Annotated in this window: 11 protein-coding genes and 1 pseudogene; 6 read left to right on the top strand and 6 right to left on the bottom strand. The window is 66.7% G+C overall.

The annotated features are described in order from the left end of the window. Positions 1–21 precede the first annotated feature (21 nt). Positions 22–1,368, bottom strand: coding sequence for a deoxyribodipyrimidine photo-lyase (locus H7290_RS18295; RefSeq protein WP_290515450.1), 1,347 nt, complete (start codon positions 1,366–1,368; stop codon positions 22–24). Between the two features lie 54 nt (positions 1,369–1,422). Between H7290_RS18295 and H7290_RS18290 the strand changes: the two genes are divergently transcribed. Further along, complete coding sequence (locus H7290_RS18290; protein ID WP_290515449.1) at positions 1,423–2,112, top strand: metal-dependent transcriptional regulator; 690 nt, start codon at positions 1,423–1,425, stop codon at positions 2,110–2,112. A gap of 35 nt (positions 2,113–2,147) precedes the next feature. Here H7290_RS18290 and H7290_RS18285 read toward each other — a convergent pair whose 3' ends face one another. Continuing rightward, entirely contained in the window at positions 2,148–2,951 is an 804-nt protein-coding gene (locus tag H7290_RS18285; protein WP_290515448.1) for a DUF1295 domain-containing protein, read from the bottom strand. Between the two features lie 57 nt (positions 2,952–3,008). Further along, positions 3,009–4,316, bottom strand: a complete 1,308-nt coding sequence (locus tag H7290_RS18280) for a cyclopropane-fatty-acyl-phospholipid synthase family protein (RefSeq protein ID WP_290515447.1) — start codon at positions 4,314–4,316, stop codon at positions 3,009–3,011. A 69-nt stretch (positions 4,317–4,385) separates the two neighbouring features. On the opposite strand from H7290_RS18280, the gene H7290_RS18275 reads away from it, so the two are divergent. Both H7290_RS18275 and H7290_RS18270 read left to right on the top strand, forming a co-directional pair. Continuing rightward, positions 4,386–4,865 carry a PGPGW domain-containing protein gene (locus H7290_RS18275; RefSeq protein WP_290515446.1) on the top strand — a complete coding sequence of 160 codons (480 nt, stop codon included), beginning with the start codon at positions 4,386–4,388 and terminating at the stop codon, positions 4,863–4,865. A 120-nt stretch (positions 4,866–4,985) separates the two neighbouring features. After that, entirely contained in the window at positions 4,986–7,604 is a 2,619-nt protein-coding gene (locus tag H7290_RS18270; RefSeq protein ID WP_290515445.1) for a S8 family serine peptidase, read from the top strand. 35 nt (positions 7,605–7,639) lie between these two features. Here H7290_RS18270 and H7290_RS18265 read toward each other — a convergent pair whose 3' ends face one another. Next, a complete protein-coding gene (locus tag H7290_RS18265; protein WP_290515444.1) occupies positions 7,640–8,635 on the bottom strand; it encodes a DNA topoisomerase IB in 996 nt (331 codons plus the stop codon). A gap of 476 nt (positions 8,636–9,111) precedes the next feature. Between H7290_RS18265 and H7290_RS18260 the strand changes: the two genes are divergently transcribed. Next, positions 9,112–9,285, top strand: coding sequence for a hypothetical protein (locus tag H7290_RS18260; RefSeq protein WP_290515443.1), 174 nt, complete (start codon positions 9,112–9,114; stop codon positions 9,283–9,285). Between the two features lie 205 nt (positions 9,286–9,490). Further along, positions 9,491–10,105: a hypothetical protein gene (locus H7290_RS18255; protein ID WP_290515442.1), complete on the top strand. Its 615-nt coding sequence runs from the start codon at positions 9,491–9,493 to the stop codon at positions 10,103–10,105. 669 nt (positions 10,106–10,774) lie between these two features. Here H7290_RS18255 and H7290_RS18250 read toward each other — a convergent pair. Together H7290_RS18250 and H7290_RS18245 are read right to left on the bottom strand one after the other, a co-directional pair. Then, complete coding sequence (locus H7290_RS18250; protein ID WP_290515441.1) at positions 10,775–13,057, bottom strand: bifunctional diguanylate cyclase/phosphodiesterase; 2,283 nt, start codon at positions 13,055–13,057, stop codon at positions 10,775–10,777. A gap of 111 nt (positions 13,058–13,168) precedes the next feature. Continuing rightward, on the bottom strand, positions 13,169–15,280 hold the full coding sequence (locus H7290_RS18245; RefSeq protein WP_290515440.1) for a bifunctional polysaccharide deacetylase/glycosyltransferase family 2 protein: 2,112 nt from the start codon (positions 15,278–15,280) through the stop codon (positions 13,169–13,171). Between the two features lie 824 nt (positions 15,281–16,104). Between H7290_RS18245 and H7290_RS18240 the strand changes: the two are divergent. Continuing rightward, positions 16,105–16,868, top strand: a pseudogene (locus tag H7290_RS18240) (hypothetical protein); the annotation flags it as partial.

The raw sequence follows: 16,868 nt of genomic DNA, 5'->3' as shown, positions 1-16,868 counted from the left end.
CGCCAACCTACCCACGTCGGGTCAGCGGATCGCCTCGTACCTCCGCAGCGACTCACGACGCTCCTCCGCGTGGTCGACGATGGGCGCCGGGTAGTCGGCCGGTGGCTCGTCGAGCTCCCAGGGAGTGTGCACGTTGCGGGAGTCGACATTCGCCAGCTCGGGAACCCACCGGCGGACGTACTGGCCGTCGGGATCGAACTTCTTGCCCTGTGTCATGGGGTTGAAGATCCGGAAGTACGGCGAGGCGTCGGTGCCGGAACCGGCCACCCACTGCCATCCGTGCTGGTTCGACGCAAGGTCGGCATCGACGAGCAGGTCGAGGAAGTGACGGGCGCCGTGCTGCCACTCCAGGTGCAGGTCCTTGACCAGGAAGCTCGCCACGATCATCCGCACACGGTTGTGCATCCAGCCCTCGGCGAGCAGCTGGCGCATGCCGGCGTCGACGATCGGGATGCCGGTTCGACCCTGCTTCCACGCCTCCAGCTCCTCACCCGGCTCGTCATACTCCATCGCCTCGAACGAACGGTTGTAGTAGCCGAAGGCCGAGTCTGGACGCTGGTGCAGCACGTCGGCATAGAACTCCCGGAAGGCGAGCTCGCGGGCGTAGGCGTCCGACCCCTTCGACCGCAGCGACGCAAGGTCGGCAAGCATCGTGCGTGGGTGGATCGTGCCCCACTTGAGGTGTACCGACATGCGGGAGGTGCGGTCGGGGCCCGGCAGGTCGCGTGTGACGTCGTAGTCGGCAACATCGGCGACGAGGAAGTCGCGCCACCGCTCGCGCGCTGCGGCCTCTCCGAGAGGCGGGAGGGTCAAGCCGTCGGCGACGTCCGACTCCGGGATGCGGTGCGTACGGCCGTCGGGCCTGATCCACGCGACGTCCTCCGGCGCGGCCACGGGCGCTCGCAAGCCGTGGTCCCTCCACGCGTTGAAGAAGGGGGTGAACACTCGGTAGCCGCTGCCGTCTTCTTTCGTGACCTGCCCGGGCGAGACGGCGTAAGGCGACCCGGTCCGGACGAGCGTGATGCCGTGGCCCGCGAGCGTCTTCTCGACGGCTTCGTCGCGTTCGGCGCCGTACGGGGTGAAGTCGGCCGAGATGTGCACCGTGGACGCCCCGACGGCCTGGGCGATCCGTAGCACTTCGGCGTCAGGCTTCCCGTGCACGACGTGGAGCCCGCCGATGCGGTCGGAGAACTCGTGCAGCAGCCGGACCAGATAGGCCTGTCGCGTGCTGGCACCAGGCCCCCAGAACTTGTCGTCGAGCACGAGCAGGGGAACCACGCCATCGGGACCGGCATCGATGGCGGCGCGGAGGGCAGGGTGGTCGTGCAGCCGGAGGTCGGTCCGAAACCACATGACAGAACTGGTCATGGACTCATTCTCGTGGGTGGAACCCGATGGCGCACGACGTGGAACAATGGTCCCGTGAGCGACCTGATCGACACCACAGAGATGTACCTCCGCACGGTCTACGAGCTGGAGGAGGAGGGCATCGTCCCTCTGCGCGCCCGTATTGCCGAGCGCCTGCACCAGAGTGGACCGACCGTGAGCCAGACCGTCGCCCGCATGGAGCGCGACGGACTGCTGACTGTCGAGGGCGACCGGCACCTCGAGCTGTCGCCCAAGGGTCGCCAGCTCGCAACGAGGGTCATGCGCAAGCACCGCCTGGCTGAGCGCCTGCTGACCGACATCATCGGCCTTGAGATCGAGTTCGTCCACGAGGAGGCGTGCCGCTGGGAGCACGTCATGTCGGAGCAGGTCGAGCGCCGCCTGGTTGCGCTGCTCGGGCACCCGACTGAGTCGCCCTACGGCAACCCGATCCCGGGGTTGTCAGAGCTCGGCCAGGTCGGTGAAGATCCGGTGTTCCTCGAAGGTGTCGTCCCGATGACCAGGGCCGTGCACGGTGCGATCGATCCCATCCGCCTCGTCGTGCGCCGCATCAGTGAGCCGCTGCAGACCGACACCGAGGTCATGTCCATCCTTCGACGCGTCGGTGTCCTGCCGGGCAATGACGTCCTTGTCTCGCAGGGTCACGACGGTGTCATCGTCGCCCGTCAGGGTGAGACCGCCGAGATCGACGCCGAGGCCGCGGTCCACATCTTCGTCTCCTGCTGACGTAGCTCACCTGGCGCTGGGGGCGGGGTGGCGGGTTATTTCTTGGGGGGAAGCGGGACGAAGCCGCTGGTGCGGCGGACGTACTCGTCGTAGCCGGGCTTGCTCTTCTTCATGCCCTTCTCGTTGAGAGCCGCGCCGGTGACCTTCGTGAGGAACAGCGTCATGGCGATCGGGCCGATGACGGTGGCCAGACCCGGCGCGGAGCCGGCGACGACGATCCAGATGCCGATCCAGACACAGGCGTCTCCGAAGTAGTTGGGGTGACGCGTATAGCGCCACAGCCCCTTGTCCATGAGCTGGCCCTTGTTTGCCGGATCCTTCTTGAACGCCGCCAGCTGAGCGTCGCCGACCGACTCGAACGCGAATCCGATGCCCCACACGATGAGACCGAGCACCAGCAGCCAGATGCAGAGCTCCTCGTTGTTGGCACCGACCATGATCGGGGTGGCGACGAGCCACATCGCGATTCCCTGTGGGACGAACACCCTCATGAGTGCCACGCGAACGAACGAACGACCGTCGGCATCCGCGAGCTCCTGGTAGCGCGGGTCCTCTGCCTGGCCAGAGTTGCGGGTGTGGAGGTGCCACGCGAGGCGTCCGCCCCAGACTGCGGTCATCGCCAGCAGGATCCAGCGCAGGGCCGGGTCGCCGTCGCCGCCGGACGAGACGAGAGCGGTCTCCGCGGCGACCAGGACGAAACCGAGTCCCCACATGGTGTCGACGACGGTCAGCTTCTTCTGGCGCTGCGCAATCGCGAGGCCGACCCCCATGAAGGCGACCACGACGCCCAGGCCCCCGAGCAGGCTTGCGACGGTCTGGGAGATGTCGTTGGAGATCATGCCGTCAGGCTAGTGGCCCGGGCCTTCTTGCACTGTCTGAGACGAGACGGTGGTCGATCACGCCAACCACGCCATGGGAGACATCGGCATGTTGCTGATGCCTCGCGCGCTGGGCTTGACGGAGAGGATCTGGTCGACGCCCATGCGGTTCTCCTCGAACGCGAGCGCCCCGCCGACGAGATAGAGGCGCCAGACGCGCGCGTTCTCCTCACCGACGAGCTTGACCGCAGTGTTCCAGTTGTCCTCGAGCTTGGCGGCCCAGCCAGCGACGGTCTGCGGGTAGTGCTCGCGCATGGCCTGCACGTCGCGGATCTCCAGACCGGAGTCGGCAATCAGGCCGAGGGTCTTCGCGAGCGGCTTCATGTGCATGTCGGGAGCGATGTATTTCTCGATGAACGGTCCGCCGCCGGGGCTGTCGCCGGGAGCGTCGTTGCTGCGGGACATCTGTTGGATGAGCGCTCGCCCGCCCGGCTTGAGGTAGCGGTAGATGGAGTCGACGAACACGACGTACTCCTCGTCACCGACATGCTCGCCCATCTCGATCGAGGCGATGGCATCGATCTCGTTGTCGCGCACACCGGAGGCCTCGAGGTCGCGGAAGTGCCGCAGGCTGACCTCGACCTTGTCCTTGAGCCCACGCTCCGCTGCCTTGCCCATGACGTAGTCGCGCTGCTCGACCGAGAGCGTCACGCCCGTGACGTGGACGCCGTAATGCTCGGCGGCGAAGAGGGTCAGCGAGCCCCAGCCCGAGCCGATGTCGACCATCTTCATCCCGGGCTGCAGGCCGAGCTTCTTGCAGATCAGGTGCAGCTTGGCGGTCTGTGCCTCCTCAAGGGTCATCTCGGGGGTCACGTGGAAGCCGCTCGAGTAGGCCATATTGGGGTCGAGGATCAGCTCGTAGAAGTCGTTCGACAGGTCGTAGTGGTGCGAGATCGCGGCCTGGTCGCGCTCCTTGCTGTGCAGCTCGCCGGTCAGGTTGGACTCGGCGGCAGGAGCCGGCGGGCGGCGGCCGATGGCGCCGAGGCGGACGGCGAGGGCAGCGCCCTTGAGCACCTGCCTGAGGCCGATCTTGGGTCGACCGGCGCTCTCGTCGGCGATGCGTGCGTTGCGCACTGCATCCCACATCGCGCGGAGGCCGTCGCCGAGGTCACCCTCGATATCGATGTCGCCCTGGACGTACGCCCGCGCGACGCCAAGCTCGCCCGGCTTCCAGATGATGTGTCGCAGGGCGCGCTTGTGGTGGATGACGACAACGGGCGCTCCGGGCACTCCGGCCTCGCTCCCGTCCCACGCGCGAAGGCGGATAGGGAGCGCGAGGCCGAGGGTCTCCTCGGCGAGGTCGAGGAGTGCGGATGCGGTATTCACGTTGACAAGTGAACCGTGGGCTCTCGGGTTGCGCCATCTCAAACAGGCAAGTGCTGGCATGCTTTGTGCATGACCGCAAGAGCCGCGCTGAGAGGCTGGTTCAGACGCACGGGCAGCGAGATCCTGGGGTGGACACTCATCCCCGTCGGCGTCGTGCTGATGCCCCTGCCCGGACCCGGCCTCCTGATTGTCCTCAGCGGGGTTGCGCTGCTGTCCCGGCGCTACGTGTGGGCACAAAATGTCCTGGGCCCGCTCGAGCAGCGCGCGATCGAGGCCGCCAAGTACGGCGTCGAGACCTGGCCGCGGGTCTTCCTCGGCTTCCTCGGCGGGGCTTGGCTGTTCGCGCTGGGCTGCGTCTGGTCTGTCAGTCCGATGATCCCGGAGTTCTCGATTCTGAGCGTCGGCTTCGGCCCCCAGCTTCCGGCGCACGGCTGGGCAACGGCGGTCGGGTTGTGGGCCTCGGCAATCGCCGCCTGGGGCCTTCTCGGCTACAGCGCCAAGCGCTGGCGGCACCCCCATGCCCAGGACAGCACCGCCGCCAGCGTCTAGCCCGTCGGAGACCGGGCAGCTCAGGGCGCGTAACCCGGCACCGCTTCGAGGCGTTGAACCATCAGGCGGGCGAAGCCGGCCGTTCCAAAGGAAGGCGATGTGGTCGTGCGGTCGAGAACCATGACGAGGCTTTCGGCCGGTGCGGTGCTGGTTGTCTCCCTTCTCGGAACGAGCTCGTTGGCGGCCAACGCCGCCGGGGGCTCGAGCGATGCTGACAACCCGCTGGAGCGAGCGGCGGCCCGCATCTTGGCCACGGCAACGCCCGGCCACCCCCTCAAGGTGGTGGTCACGACCCACACGGCGAGCGGCCCCCGCATCACCGCCGTCACTGTCGGCTCCGCAGCCCGGGCGCTGGCACTGATCACCGCCGGTCTGTCACGGTCCACGACCATCGGCGTCGACATGGCCCACCCGGTCCACCTCGACGTGAGCAACGACACGTATCGCTCCCGGCAGTGGCCGCTCACCCGCTTCGGCGCCGAGTCGCTGTGGAGGACGTCAACCGGCTCCGGTGTCACCGTCGCCGTCGTCGACACGGGGGTGCTCGGCACTCATCCGGATCTTCGGGGCAAGGTCTACTCCGGCCACGACTTCATTGACCCCGGCACGTCGGCGACCGACCAGAACGGTCATGGCACGCACGTGGCTGGCATCATCGCCGCCACGGCGGACAACAAGCGGGGCATCGCGGGGCTCGCCAGGTCGGCGAAGATCTTGCCGGTCCGAGTGCTCGATGCGAAGGGTGAGGGCGATTCTGCCACTGTTGCGCAGGGCATCGTCTGGGCGGCGAAGCATGGAGCTGACGTCATCAACCTGTCGCTCGGCTCACCTCTGAGCGACAGCGCCGGTCGTGCCGCGGTGGCCTACGCGATCTCGCGCAACGTCCTGGTCGTCGCCGCTGCGGGCAACGACGGATGCGGCCTGCTCGGCTCGCCGCCCTCCTACCCCGCGGGCTATCCCGGCGTGGTGGGTGTCGGCGCCATCGATCGGCAGGGCGCGATCGCCTCCTACTCCAACTGCGGCACCTACGTCGACGTCGTCGCCCCTGGCAGCGAGGTCTTGTCGACGATGATCGCCAGGCCCGATGCCTCCCTCGGCTGCTCGCCGACGTGGACGTACTGCACACTCTCGGGCACCTCGATGGCCACGCCCTACACCGCCGCGGCCGCTGCACTCGAGATCGCACGTGAGGGCACGGGCTGGAGGCAGTCTGCCGTGGCGGCACGTTTGAGTGCGACGGTCGACGACATCGGCTGGGCGGGACGCGACGACCGCTCGGGCAGCGGCATCATCAACCCGCGTCGGCTGCTCGCCGGCAGGTGGTCACGACACCGTCACGTCAGAAATCTGGCGGGGTGCCGGCCGATGACGCAGGATGAGACCATGAGCTCTCATCAGTGTGATGTCGTCGTCGTCGGACTCGGGCCGGGGGGCGAGGCGCTGGTCGCTCGCCTCGCCAAGGCAGGGCTCAGCGTGGTGGCGGTCGAGGCCGAGCTGGTCGGCGGCGAGTGTCCTTACTGGGGCTGCATCCCCTCCAAGATGTTCATCCGCGCGGCCAACCTGCTGGCCGAGGCGCGTCGGGTGGAGAAGCTCGCGGGTAGCGTCTCGGTCGCGCCCGACTTCTCGATGGTGGCCAAGCGCATCCGGGCCGAGGCCACCGACAACTGGGACGACACCGTCGCGGCCGACCGCATCACCGATGCCGGCGCCACCCTCGTGCGCGGCAAGGGCCGCCTGGTCGGCGACCGCACGGTGCAGGTGAACGGCGACACCTACACGGCCTCGAAGGGAGTCGTGCTGAACACCGGCACGACAGCCTCCGTGCCGCCGATCGACGGGCTCGCAGGCACCCCGTTCTGGACGAACCGCGAGGCGCTGCGCGCCGAGGAGGCCCCCGCGTCACTCATCGTCATCGGCGGCGGACCCATCAGTGTCGAGCTGGCCCAGGCCTACTCGCGCTTCGACACCGAGGTCACGGTGCTCGAGGTCGGTGACCGCATCCTCGGGCCCGAGGAGCCCGAGGCATCGGCACTGCTCACCTCGGTCTTCACGGCGGAGGGCATCTCGGTGCACGTCGACATCACGATCGAGAGCGTCAGCCACGACGGCGAGCGATTCACCGTGGTCTGCAGCGACGGCACGTACGAGGCCGAGAAGGTGCTCGTGGCTGCCGGCCGGACGTCGCGCCTGCAGGACATCGGTCTCGAGACCGTCGGGGTCGAGCCCGGCAAGCACCTCGAGGTCGACGACGCGATGCTGGTCAAGGACGGGCTCTGGGCGATTGGTGACATCGTCGGTCGCGGCGCCTTCACACACGTCGCGATGTATCAGTCCGAACGGGTTGCCAAGGTGATCCTCGGCGAGGATCTGGGGGAGTACGACACGAGCTTCCCGCGGGTCACGTTCACGGACCCGGAGGTCGGGGGAGTCGGCCTCACCGAGAAGCAGGCGCGTAAGAAGGGCCTCAACGTGCGGGTCGGATCGGCCGACATCGCGGCGAGCAGCCGCGGGTTCGTGCACGGGGTTGGCAACGAGGGGCTGCTGAAGATCATCATCGACGCCGACCGCGGTGTCATCGTGGGCGCGACGAGCGCCGGCCCCATGGGCGGCGAGACGTTGTCGGCATTGGCCTTTGCGGTCCGCGCCGAGATACCGGTGGCGACCTTGACGAACACGATCTACGCCTACCCGACGTTCTACCGCGCCATCGAGACAGCCCTGCAGGACGCCCAGGTTTGACGGTCTGGGCTGGCTGGAACCACTTCGAGCCGCACCTAGGCCTTGCGCAGCATCTTCAGCACGTCTCGCTCGAGACCACGGCTGATCGTCGCGCCGGGTGACACTCGGCGGTGGTGGGTGCTGACGGTCACGTCGTCGCGGAAACAGTCGATGACCCTCGGGTCGACGTACGACGTCCGTGCGATGGCAGGGGTGTTGCCGAGGTGGCGCGACACCTCGCGCATGGCCTCGGCCACGGCCTTCTTGCTCCGGGTCGGTGTGCTGTTGTCGCCGCCGGCAAGGCTCAGCGCCGCGATCGACGTGCCGCGCCAGGTGCGAAAGTCCTTGGCGGAGTAGGCGTCACCGAGCAGGTCTTTCACGTAGGAGTTGACGTCGGTCGCGAGGAGATCGTGCCAGCGTCCGACGGTCTTGTGCGCGAGGAGACGGTCACCGCCACCTCGGCGACGCCGCAACAGCTCGATCACCTCCCGCACCCGCTCGTCTCGCACTGTCACCTCGACCTCCTGCCCCGACTTCGCGGCGTAGGCGAAAGCCACGCCCCGGCCGGCGGTGTGCACGTGCTGCTTTTCCAGCGTGGTGAGTCCGTAGCTGCCGTTCTCCTCGACGTAGCGCTCCGACCCGATGCGGAACATGCCCAGGTCGAGCAGGCTGAATGCCGTTGCCGCCACTCGTCCGAGGGTGAGGTCGTTGCCGGCGAGGTCACGGCGGGACTCCGCGCGGTGTTTCAGCAGCGACGCCGCGAAGCCCTCCATGCGCTCGAACTTCTCGACGTCACGACGCTGCCGCCAGTAGGGGTGGTAGATGTACTGCCGGCGACCGGCGTCGTCGGTACCGACGGCTTGCAGGTGACCATTGTCGACCGGACAGATCCAGACCTCCGTCCACGCTGGCGGGATGACGAGCTTCTTGCACCGTTCGCGCTGCGTGTGCTCGAGCGCGCTCCCGTCCTCGTCCAGGTAACGGAACCCCCCACCGTGCTTCACCCGCGACCAGCCGGGAGTGCTCGGGGACGTGCGGCGAAGACGAACCATGCGACAACGCTAGGGCCGCTCTACGGGCTCGGCACTTTCTCCAGCCATCGATTTCTGCACCGTGCGCCGAGTGCTTGTTGACGTCGAGGCGGTGGCGTTGCGGTAGCGGTGTCCATCGTTTGTCGGCATCCGCCCGCCATGTCCCAGCCAGGGTAGGGTGGATCTTGAGCGCCGGCCGCGAGTTGTCCTATTCGGCGCAGGGGGCCGACATGACGGCAAAGTTCGATCCTGAAGGCCTGCTCTACTCAACGCGGGGGTGCCGCAAGTGCCGCAAGCCCGGACCACATCCTCAGCTGGAAATTGCCGGAGCGAATGTCTTCCGGTGCGACGACTGCCTGACCGTCTTCACTGACCGATAGTCGTCAGCGTAGTCAGCACCTCGGTTTTTCCACCTCAACGTGACACAATCGAGCGAGGAACGCTCGCCCGCGCGAGCTGCGATCGTGCGCTGGCCGTACGAGCGACAGGGGGCGAACATGGCGGGATCTGCACATGTTCAGAAGACTGCATGGGTCGCCCAAGGCATTCTCATGGAGCTCATGGAGATCAGCGCCGACGTCGCGATACTCATGATGCTGGACGACGCCAGCGAGTTTCACATGACCATCGACGATGTCGCTGAGGTCATCGTCTCGGGTCTTCCCAGCTAGCGACCACGGCTCGCCCGTCGGCACCGTGGTGCCATCTCGCGGTCACGCGCGTTGCACATCGGTGACCAGATGTCATCCCCTGCGAGCGTTCTTTGGCCCTTCGTCCAACAACAGCTGCACCGGATCGAAATCGGCTGTGCCCGGGCCTAGCGTGACGAGCGGGAACCCACCGGGGCTCCGCGCGACACAGCAGAAGGAGCTCACCATGATGAAGTCCGTCGTACGGCCCGTGGCCGTCCTGGGAATCGCGTCGATCTTCGCCACCATGTCCGCCTCTGGCGCTCATGCTGAGGATGCGCCGAGCACAGAGGAGCTTCTCCAGAAGTGCGACGGTGCCGACTACTGCGAGTTCACCCCCACATCCAATGAGCCGTTCCTGAGCAAGTCCGAACAGGTGTCGCCGATGTCGCCCAACTGCAACCAGTCGATCGTCGACCTGCAGGCAGACTGGAGCCAGACGAAAGGCTCCTCCGACAGCGTCGGTGGGTCGGTCACCGCAAGCAGCGGTGTGATGGGGCTGTTCGAAGCCAGCATCGAGATCAACTACAACCACACGTGGACGACGACCGACACCAAGGGTGGCCGCCTCACGGTCCACATCGGCCCGAATGAGCTCGGCTATGTCACCAGAGCAACACCCATGAGCAGGGTCACCGGCACGTATGAGCTTCACTTCGGCGACAGGCTGGACGGTCACTACTACTGGTTCACCCCGCCGGTCACCGTGGAAGGACCCGATCCGGCACGGGTCGCCGATGAGGTTGTCCAGGGCCATACCCGGCCGATGTCACCCGAAGAGACTGCGCTCTACTGCAGCTGATCCTGGGTCTGCTCCCTTGACCTGATGCGGACGGCGCCCATACTGGGGCAGGGGTAGTCGCGTGGCGTCAGAAGGCCGGTCAGTCCGCACGGTTCTCGATCTCGGCCTCGCCGACCACTGCGACGAGCTGATGGCGTCGATGATGCGCTGCTCTTCGTTCGATCGGGAGCACGGCGCGTGGCTCCGCGAACGCTACGCCGAGATCGTTCCCGTAGTGCTGGCCGATGCACTGCGATGCGTCGAGACCGGCGATGCCCTGGCCGAATCGAGCCGTGCCACGATCCGCACCTCCGCTGCGGCGATGCAGGCCTCGGACATTCCGCTCTCAGTGGTGCTCCGTGGGGGTGTACCGGCTATTCGGGTGTTCGCAGCCTTCATGCAGAGTCGGGTCCCGGCGCTCGGGCCTCACGATCTGGCTGTGGTGCTGGGTCGCGCCGCGCTCATCTCACACGAGCTCGGTGCCTGTTGGGTCGAAGTCTTCGCCGGTGGCGAGAGCTTCACCGACGGGGAGAACCTCGATCTGGTCGCCGTGCGGGGTGACGTCGAGAGCCCGGCCCGGGTGATGCGATCGTGGCGCGTTGGCAACCGAGCCGCACTTGTCTCAGTCGCCTTCGTCCGGGGCGTCCTGACCCCACGGTCCCGAACGAGCGGGGGTTGGGCGTGCGGCACTCAGCCTTCCCGGACGACGTCGAGTCGCGGGAGAAAGGCGAGCTCGTCACCGTCTCCCACCGCGTCAGACGAAAGGGGACCGGCGAACAGGTATCCCTGAGCGGAGTCACAGTCGAGATCCTTGAGAACGTTGAGCTGGTCGGGCCGTTCGACACCTTCGGCGACCACCAGCATCCCGCGCGCGTGAGCTGCAGCGGTGATCAGCGCGATGAGCTCGGATGACCCCGGCTCGATCGAGAAGAGGAAGCTCCTGTCGATCTTGACGGTGTCGACGGGAAGGGTGCGGAGCTGTCCGATGGAGGTGTAACCGGTTCCGAAATCGTCAAGGCTGATGGTCACGCCCAACGCCCGCAGCGCGCCGAGCCGGATCACGGCGATGGGCACGTCGACGAGCACGGTCTCCGTGACTTCGATGATGAGGTGATGCGCCGGCAAGCCTGAAGCGACGAGGGCGGCCGAGACGTCCTCGACGATGCGCTGGTCGGCAAGGTGGCGTCCGGAGATGTTGACCGCGATGGTGCGGTGCGAGAATCGGTGGGGGTCTGCGGCCTTCCAGGCAGCGAACTGGCGGGTGGTCTCGGTGAGGACCCAGCGTCCAATGTCGCAGATCAGGTCTGACTTCTCGGCGATCGGGATGAATTCAGCTGGCATCCGAACGACCCCGTTGCTTCCGTTCCACCGCAGGAGCGCTTCGTAGCCGTTGACCGCCCCCGTGCCGACGGCGACGACTGGCTGATAGACCAGCTCCAGGCCGCCGTGAAAGATCGCCCGCCGGAGCGCGGCTTCCATCTCGACGCGCTGCATGACCTCGCGGCGCAGGTGGTTGTCGAACACTTCGAATGAGGCGGTGGGCGAGGCCTTGACACGACGGTTCGCGATCTGGGCCTCGCGCAGCAACACGGAGGCGTTGACACCCATATCGGCGTTGACCGAGAGACCAATTCTTGCGGCGACGTCGATCAGGTAACCATCGGGTTCGTAAGGACTTCGTAGAGCAGTGAGCAGCTCTCCGGCCACGAAGGTCGTCTGCTCCTGCGCCTCGGGCGCCTCGATGAGCACGATGAACTGGTCATCACCCAGACGACCCACAGCGTGATGCGGTCCGACCGCGCCGACGATCCGTCGGGCAGTCTCGCGAAGGATGTCGTCGCCGATCGCGGGGCCCCAGACGTCGGTGAGAGCAGTGAAGCGGTCGAGATCGACCAGCACGAGGCCCGTCGCTGTTCCGGCCACCTGCCCCCGCCGCAGAGTCTCTTCGACAAGGTGGAGCATGTAGGCACGGGTGAACAGCCCGGTGAGGGGGTCGTGGGCCGCCCGGAAGAATATTTCGTCCTGGAGCCAATCGCGCTGCCCGGCCGTCACCCGGATCTCGTCGACGGCGCACGCCATGCGCGCCAAGACCAACGAGGTGAGAACTAGCGCTCCCCCCACCGCGGTCCAGGCATCAACGGGCCGTCCGAGCGCCATTCCGATGAGGAACGTCGCCGGGGACAGCACCGCAGCCGCACCGAGAGCTGTCATTCGTCGACCCGTGAAACGACCGCTGTGAAGGTCGGGGCGCCGGGAAAGGCCAGCCATCTGAGGATGAAGCGCCAGAGCCCCCCACAGGACGTAGGATCCGAGCCACAGCAGATCCAGTGCGCTGGGGTAGTCCCATCCCTGTGAGGGTGCGGCGAAGGCAGTGTCGGCCACCACCTGCAGCGCCACCGCCCCCACGAGCATCCGAAATACCGTTGACGTGGTGCCCGGCGCAGTGACCAGCTTGACCAGCAGGGCGAGCAGCAGGACGTCCCCGACCGGATACGCGACGGCTACCGAACGCGCCAACGTTGACACGCCCGACGCCGACGCCGAAACCAACGGTTGCGCGATCCAGGCCCATGAAACCAGGCCGATGCCCACGAGGACGATGGCGCTGTCGATGGTTCCCGGGAGGTCCATCCGCGGACTGCGTGCACGGATGAGTGTCCCGACCCCGGCGGCGAGCAGGGGGTAGGCGATCAGGTAGGCGACGTCAGCAGCTGACGGAAAGGGAGTGACGTGACGGACGTCGAGGTTCCAGCTGTAGATCGCGTCGCCCATGACCCAAGCCATCTGACCGGCAGCGAAGAGGTACCAAGGTCCGGGCGAGGCTGTCCGATGCAGACGTGTCCCGGCGCAGATGGCAATCACGCACGAGAGCCCCACGGCGAGATATATGACGTCCCGAACCGGCCCAGCAGGAACCAGCAGGTAGAGGGAGATGACCGCCGCGCCCGCCCCGAGGTACACACGCCACACCATCGTGTCCCTCCCCCCTTGCGTGAACACCCGGACGGCGCTGCGGGATGTCTAGCGCAAGGATGCCACTGGCCGGCGTGTCCCCGCATCGGTTTGCGGGCATTGCCCGGCGGATCACGGCGATACGGTGATCGGAGCAGAGTGCATGTCACCCGTGCGACGCAACTTCTGCCACTGCAGACGAATACCGTAGATCGCGCTCGCCACTGACTGGATGACGACCAGATACATGAGCTGGCGGTAGACGACCTGCTGGAGGACAAGGGTCCAGAGCGGGCGAAGGCTCTCGCGGTCGAGGATGAAGGCATACGCAGCGCTGACGTATTGCAGCGCGAGGAACGCCAGCCAGACGTAGGCGATGGTGGGCGAGGGGAGGAAGACCACCGAGTAGAGCGCGGCGACATCGATGACAGGTGCCAGGAGCGGCAGCAAGACCTGGAAGGCCAGCAGGTACGGGAGTCCGCGTCGCCCGAGCTTGCCTGACGCACCCCGCTCGATTGCCGCACGCTTGTGCTTCCACATTGCCTGCATCGTTCCGTAGCACCACCGGTAACGCTGCCTCCACAGCTGGCCGAGAGATGACGGGGCTTCAGTCCAGGCGCGTGCCTCGGGGGCGTACACCACGCGCCATCCGGCCCGGCAGATGGCCATCGTCAGATCGGTGTCCTCGGCGAGCGTGTCATCGCTGACGCCACCGACGTCGTCGAGCACCGACCGACGGAATGCGCCGATGGCCCCCGGAACCGTGGGCATGCACTGCAGGACGTCGAACATCCTGCGGTCGAGGTTGAAGCCGATCACGTACTCGATGTGCTGCCATCTCCCCAGCAGTCCACCCCTGTTACCGACCTTGGTGTTTCCCGAGACGGCACCGACACGCGGATCGGCAAGCGGCGCCACGAGGGCGCGCATCGCGTCGGGCTCGAAGACCGTGTCGCCGTCCACGAGCACGAGAACATCGTGCTTCGCTGCGGCGATGCCGGTGTTCAATGCAGCCGGCTTGCCGGCGTTGGCTTGGCGGATCAGTGTGACGCCCGGAAGGCCCAACGCCTCGACCGCAGCAGAGGTGGCGTCGGTGGACCCGTCGTCGACGACGATGATCTCCAGCAGCGGGTAGTCGCTGTTGACGAGTGACCTGACGGCCGCTTCGATGCCCAGCTCCTCGTTGTAGGCGGGCACGACGACCGTGACGCCCGGAAGCTGAGCAGCAGACCGGAAGGGCGGCTCGATCGTCGTGCGGGCATGTCGTCGCGCCAGCGTCAGGAGCAGGAGCGTCCGGGCGACGGCAAGCGCGGCCAGGAGGATGAACATCCACAGCAGCAGAGTCACAGCCGTGTCGCTGATGCGAACGAGACTGATGACGACATGCCCACGGATCTCCTCGCTCTGGTCTGCTGGGTGCCAGGGAGAGCGGACGCCGGCAGCTTGCGTCACGGTCTCGAAGCGGTAACCCCGTGACTTGAGGTCGACGATCAGCTTGTCCAGACCCGCGGCGGTCTGGGCGCGATTGCCACCGCCGTCGTGAAGCATCACGACGGCACCGGTGTTGCCTCGCGGAGTTCCCGCTGCAGTGATCTTGTCCACGCCGGGCTTCTGCCAGTCCTTGGTGTCGAGGTCGGTGAGCACGACGCGGTAGTTGTCCGAGCGGACGAGGGCGCGCCAGTCACTGGGAGTCACGCCGTCGACCGTGGACGAGTAGGGCGGTCGGAGCAGGTCCGTCGCCCGCCCGGTCACGGCCGCAATGGCGAACTGGGTCTGGTCGAGCTCGAGCCGCTGACGCCAGGTCGGCACGTTGGCCAAGTTTACGTGGGTGAACGTGTGGACGCCGACCTCGTGGCCCTCGTCGACCATTCGCCGCAGGACGTCTGGCTTCTGGGCGACGTGCGAGCCGATCACGAAGAAGGTTGCCTTCACGCGTTGACGATCCAGGACGTCGAGGATGCGTGGCGTCCAGGACGTCGGACCGTCATCGAACGTCAGAACGACTGTCTTGTCGGGAACAGCGATGCCTGGTGCGTCGGGCCTGGAGGGGTCGAGGATCGGACCACCTTCGCGGACTGCGTTCGGGACGGTGATGCCCCCGGCCTCCGACGCGGGCGAGTTGTCCCCCTCGCCGAGCTGGCCAGAGGTGTAGCCCGAGACGACCAGCAGGAGGAATATCCCGGTCAGCAGGACGATCAGGAAGAACCAGTGAACGCGCGGGTCCTTGAGGTCGCGTGAAGTCACGAGGGGCCGGAGGCCGTCTTGGCCTTGCCCGGCGGCTCGGTGGGTGCGCTTCCGGGCAAGTGATCGAGATTCGCGGCCGTGGTCGGTCTGGCAGTGGGCCTGCCCTGAGGGGTGGTCGCCGCGAGTGGTGCAGATGCGGTGGGTGCCGTTGTGGAGGGTGCCGTCGACGGGGTGGCACGGAGCGGCTGGTCCGTTGACCGCGAGCGGCCAGCGGAACCCCCATCAGGTTGCTCAGTTCTGCTCATGTCGGGCGTCTCTGTGCCACCGGCCGTGCCGACCGGCGGGGGCACCGTCGCTCGGCTGGGTTCGGGTCGGTCAGCTCCTGATGTCGCCGGACCAGCGCCAGGTAGACGGAGGGGAGAGCCCAGCCCGGGAAGGGTGACGTGACCGATCATGCTCACGAACACCACCGTGACTCCGAGGATGAGAAACGCCGATACGAATCGCAGGGTCCACGTGGCCTTGCGCCGCCGTGCGCCGGAGTCGTCGGTGAACACCGACGTGGCCTCGCTTTTTGACATGGTCGCTCTTTCCCTTCCGGACACGAGTTTCCCGGCCCACGGGACGCTATGACTCCAGATCAGTCAACGCGGTGCGGAGATCTGACCCAGGTAGTTCCTTGGAACTAGCGGCGCAGATCATAAGGGATGGTTTTCGATATTTTACTCTGTTTCGCAGGCATTTGTGACCCATAAATAATGACGAATCCTCCACTTCGCGGGTTAATTGATGGGCGCGTTATGCCGGACTCCTGAGCTTCACTCTCGAACACCGACATGGCGACAGACCGTCCGATTCTCGGGAGACATCGATGGAGTTGACTCATGAAAAGATTGTTCGTCGTACTGACGATGTTGGCGATGATGGTAGGCAGCGTGTTGTTTGCTGGCCCCACCGCGGCCGCAGTAAACGACACCGTCACCACTAAGACACCCGCCCCCGAAACAGCCGCGGGCGATGAACCTGCGGCCGGAGACGCGCCGACAACAGACTCTTCGCCGTCTGCCGCCGAGGAGGAGAAGGTCCTCCCGTCCCCTGCCGAGGAACCTGCTGATCAGGCGCCTGCCGCTGAGGAGGCCCCGGCCGAACCGCCCGCCAAGGACACGTCCGGCAACGCACCGCCTGCCAAGGTCGCGAAGGTCGCGAAGGTCGCCAAGGTCGCGAAGGTCGCCAAGCGCACGTCTCGCGCAACCGTCGCAGCCAAGGCTTCGCAAAGGGTCGAGATCTGTCACGCCACCGCCTCCCGGACAAACCCCTACGTCTCGATCGCGCCCAGCGCGAGCGGCACCCTCAACGGTCACACCGGCCACACCGGACCGGTCTTCACAGAAGACGGTGACGCTGGCTGGGGCGACATCATCCCGCCCTACACATTCGACGGGGTTGACTACCCCGGTCAGAACTTGACCGCCGCGGGCCAGGCGATCCTCAACAGCGGCTGCACGATCGAGGGCGAAGTCCCCGTTGATCTGACGCCGGTCACGGCAGCCGAGGCCACGGCGACTCCGCCGACGTGTCTCGCCGACGGGGCGCTGGTGCTTCCCGTCACCGAGGGCGTCGTCTACCAGCAGACGCCGACCGGCACCGG

It is taken from the genome of Aeromicrobium sp., from assembly GCF_014378035.1.
GTDB lineage: Bacteria > Actinomycetota > Actinomycetes > Propionibacteriales > Nocardioidaceae > Aeromicrobium.
This window is presented reverse-complemented; position numbering and strand designations above follow the sequence as displayed.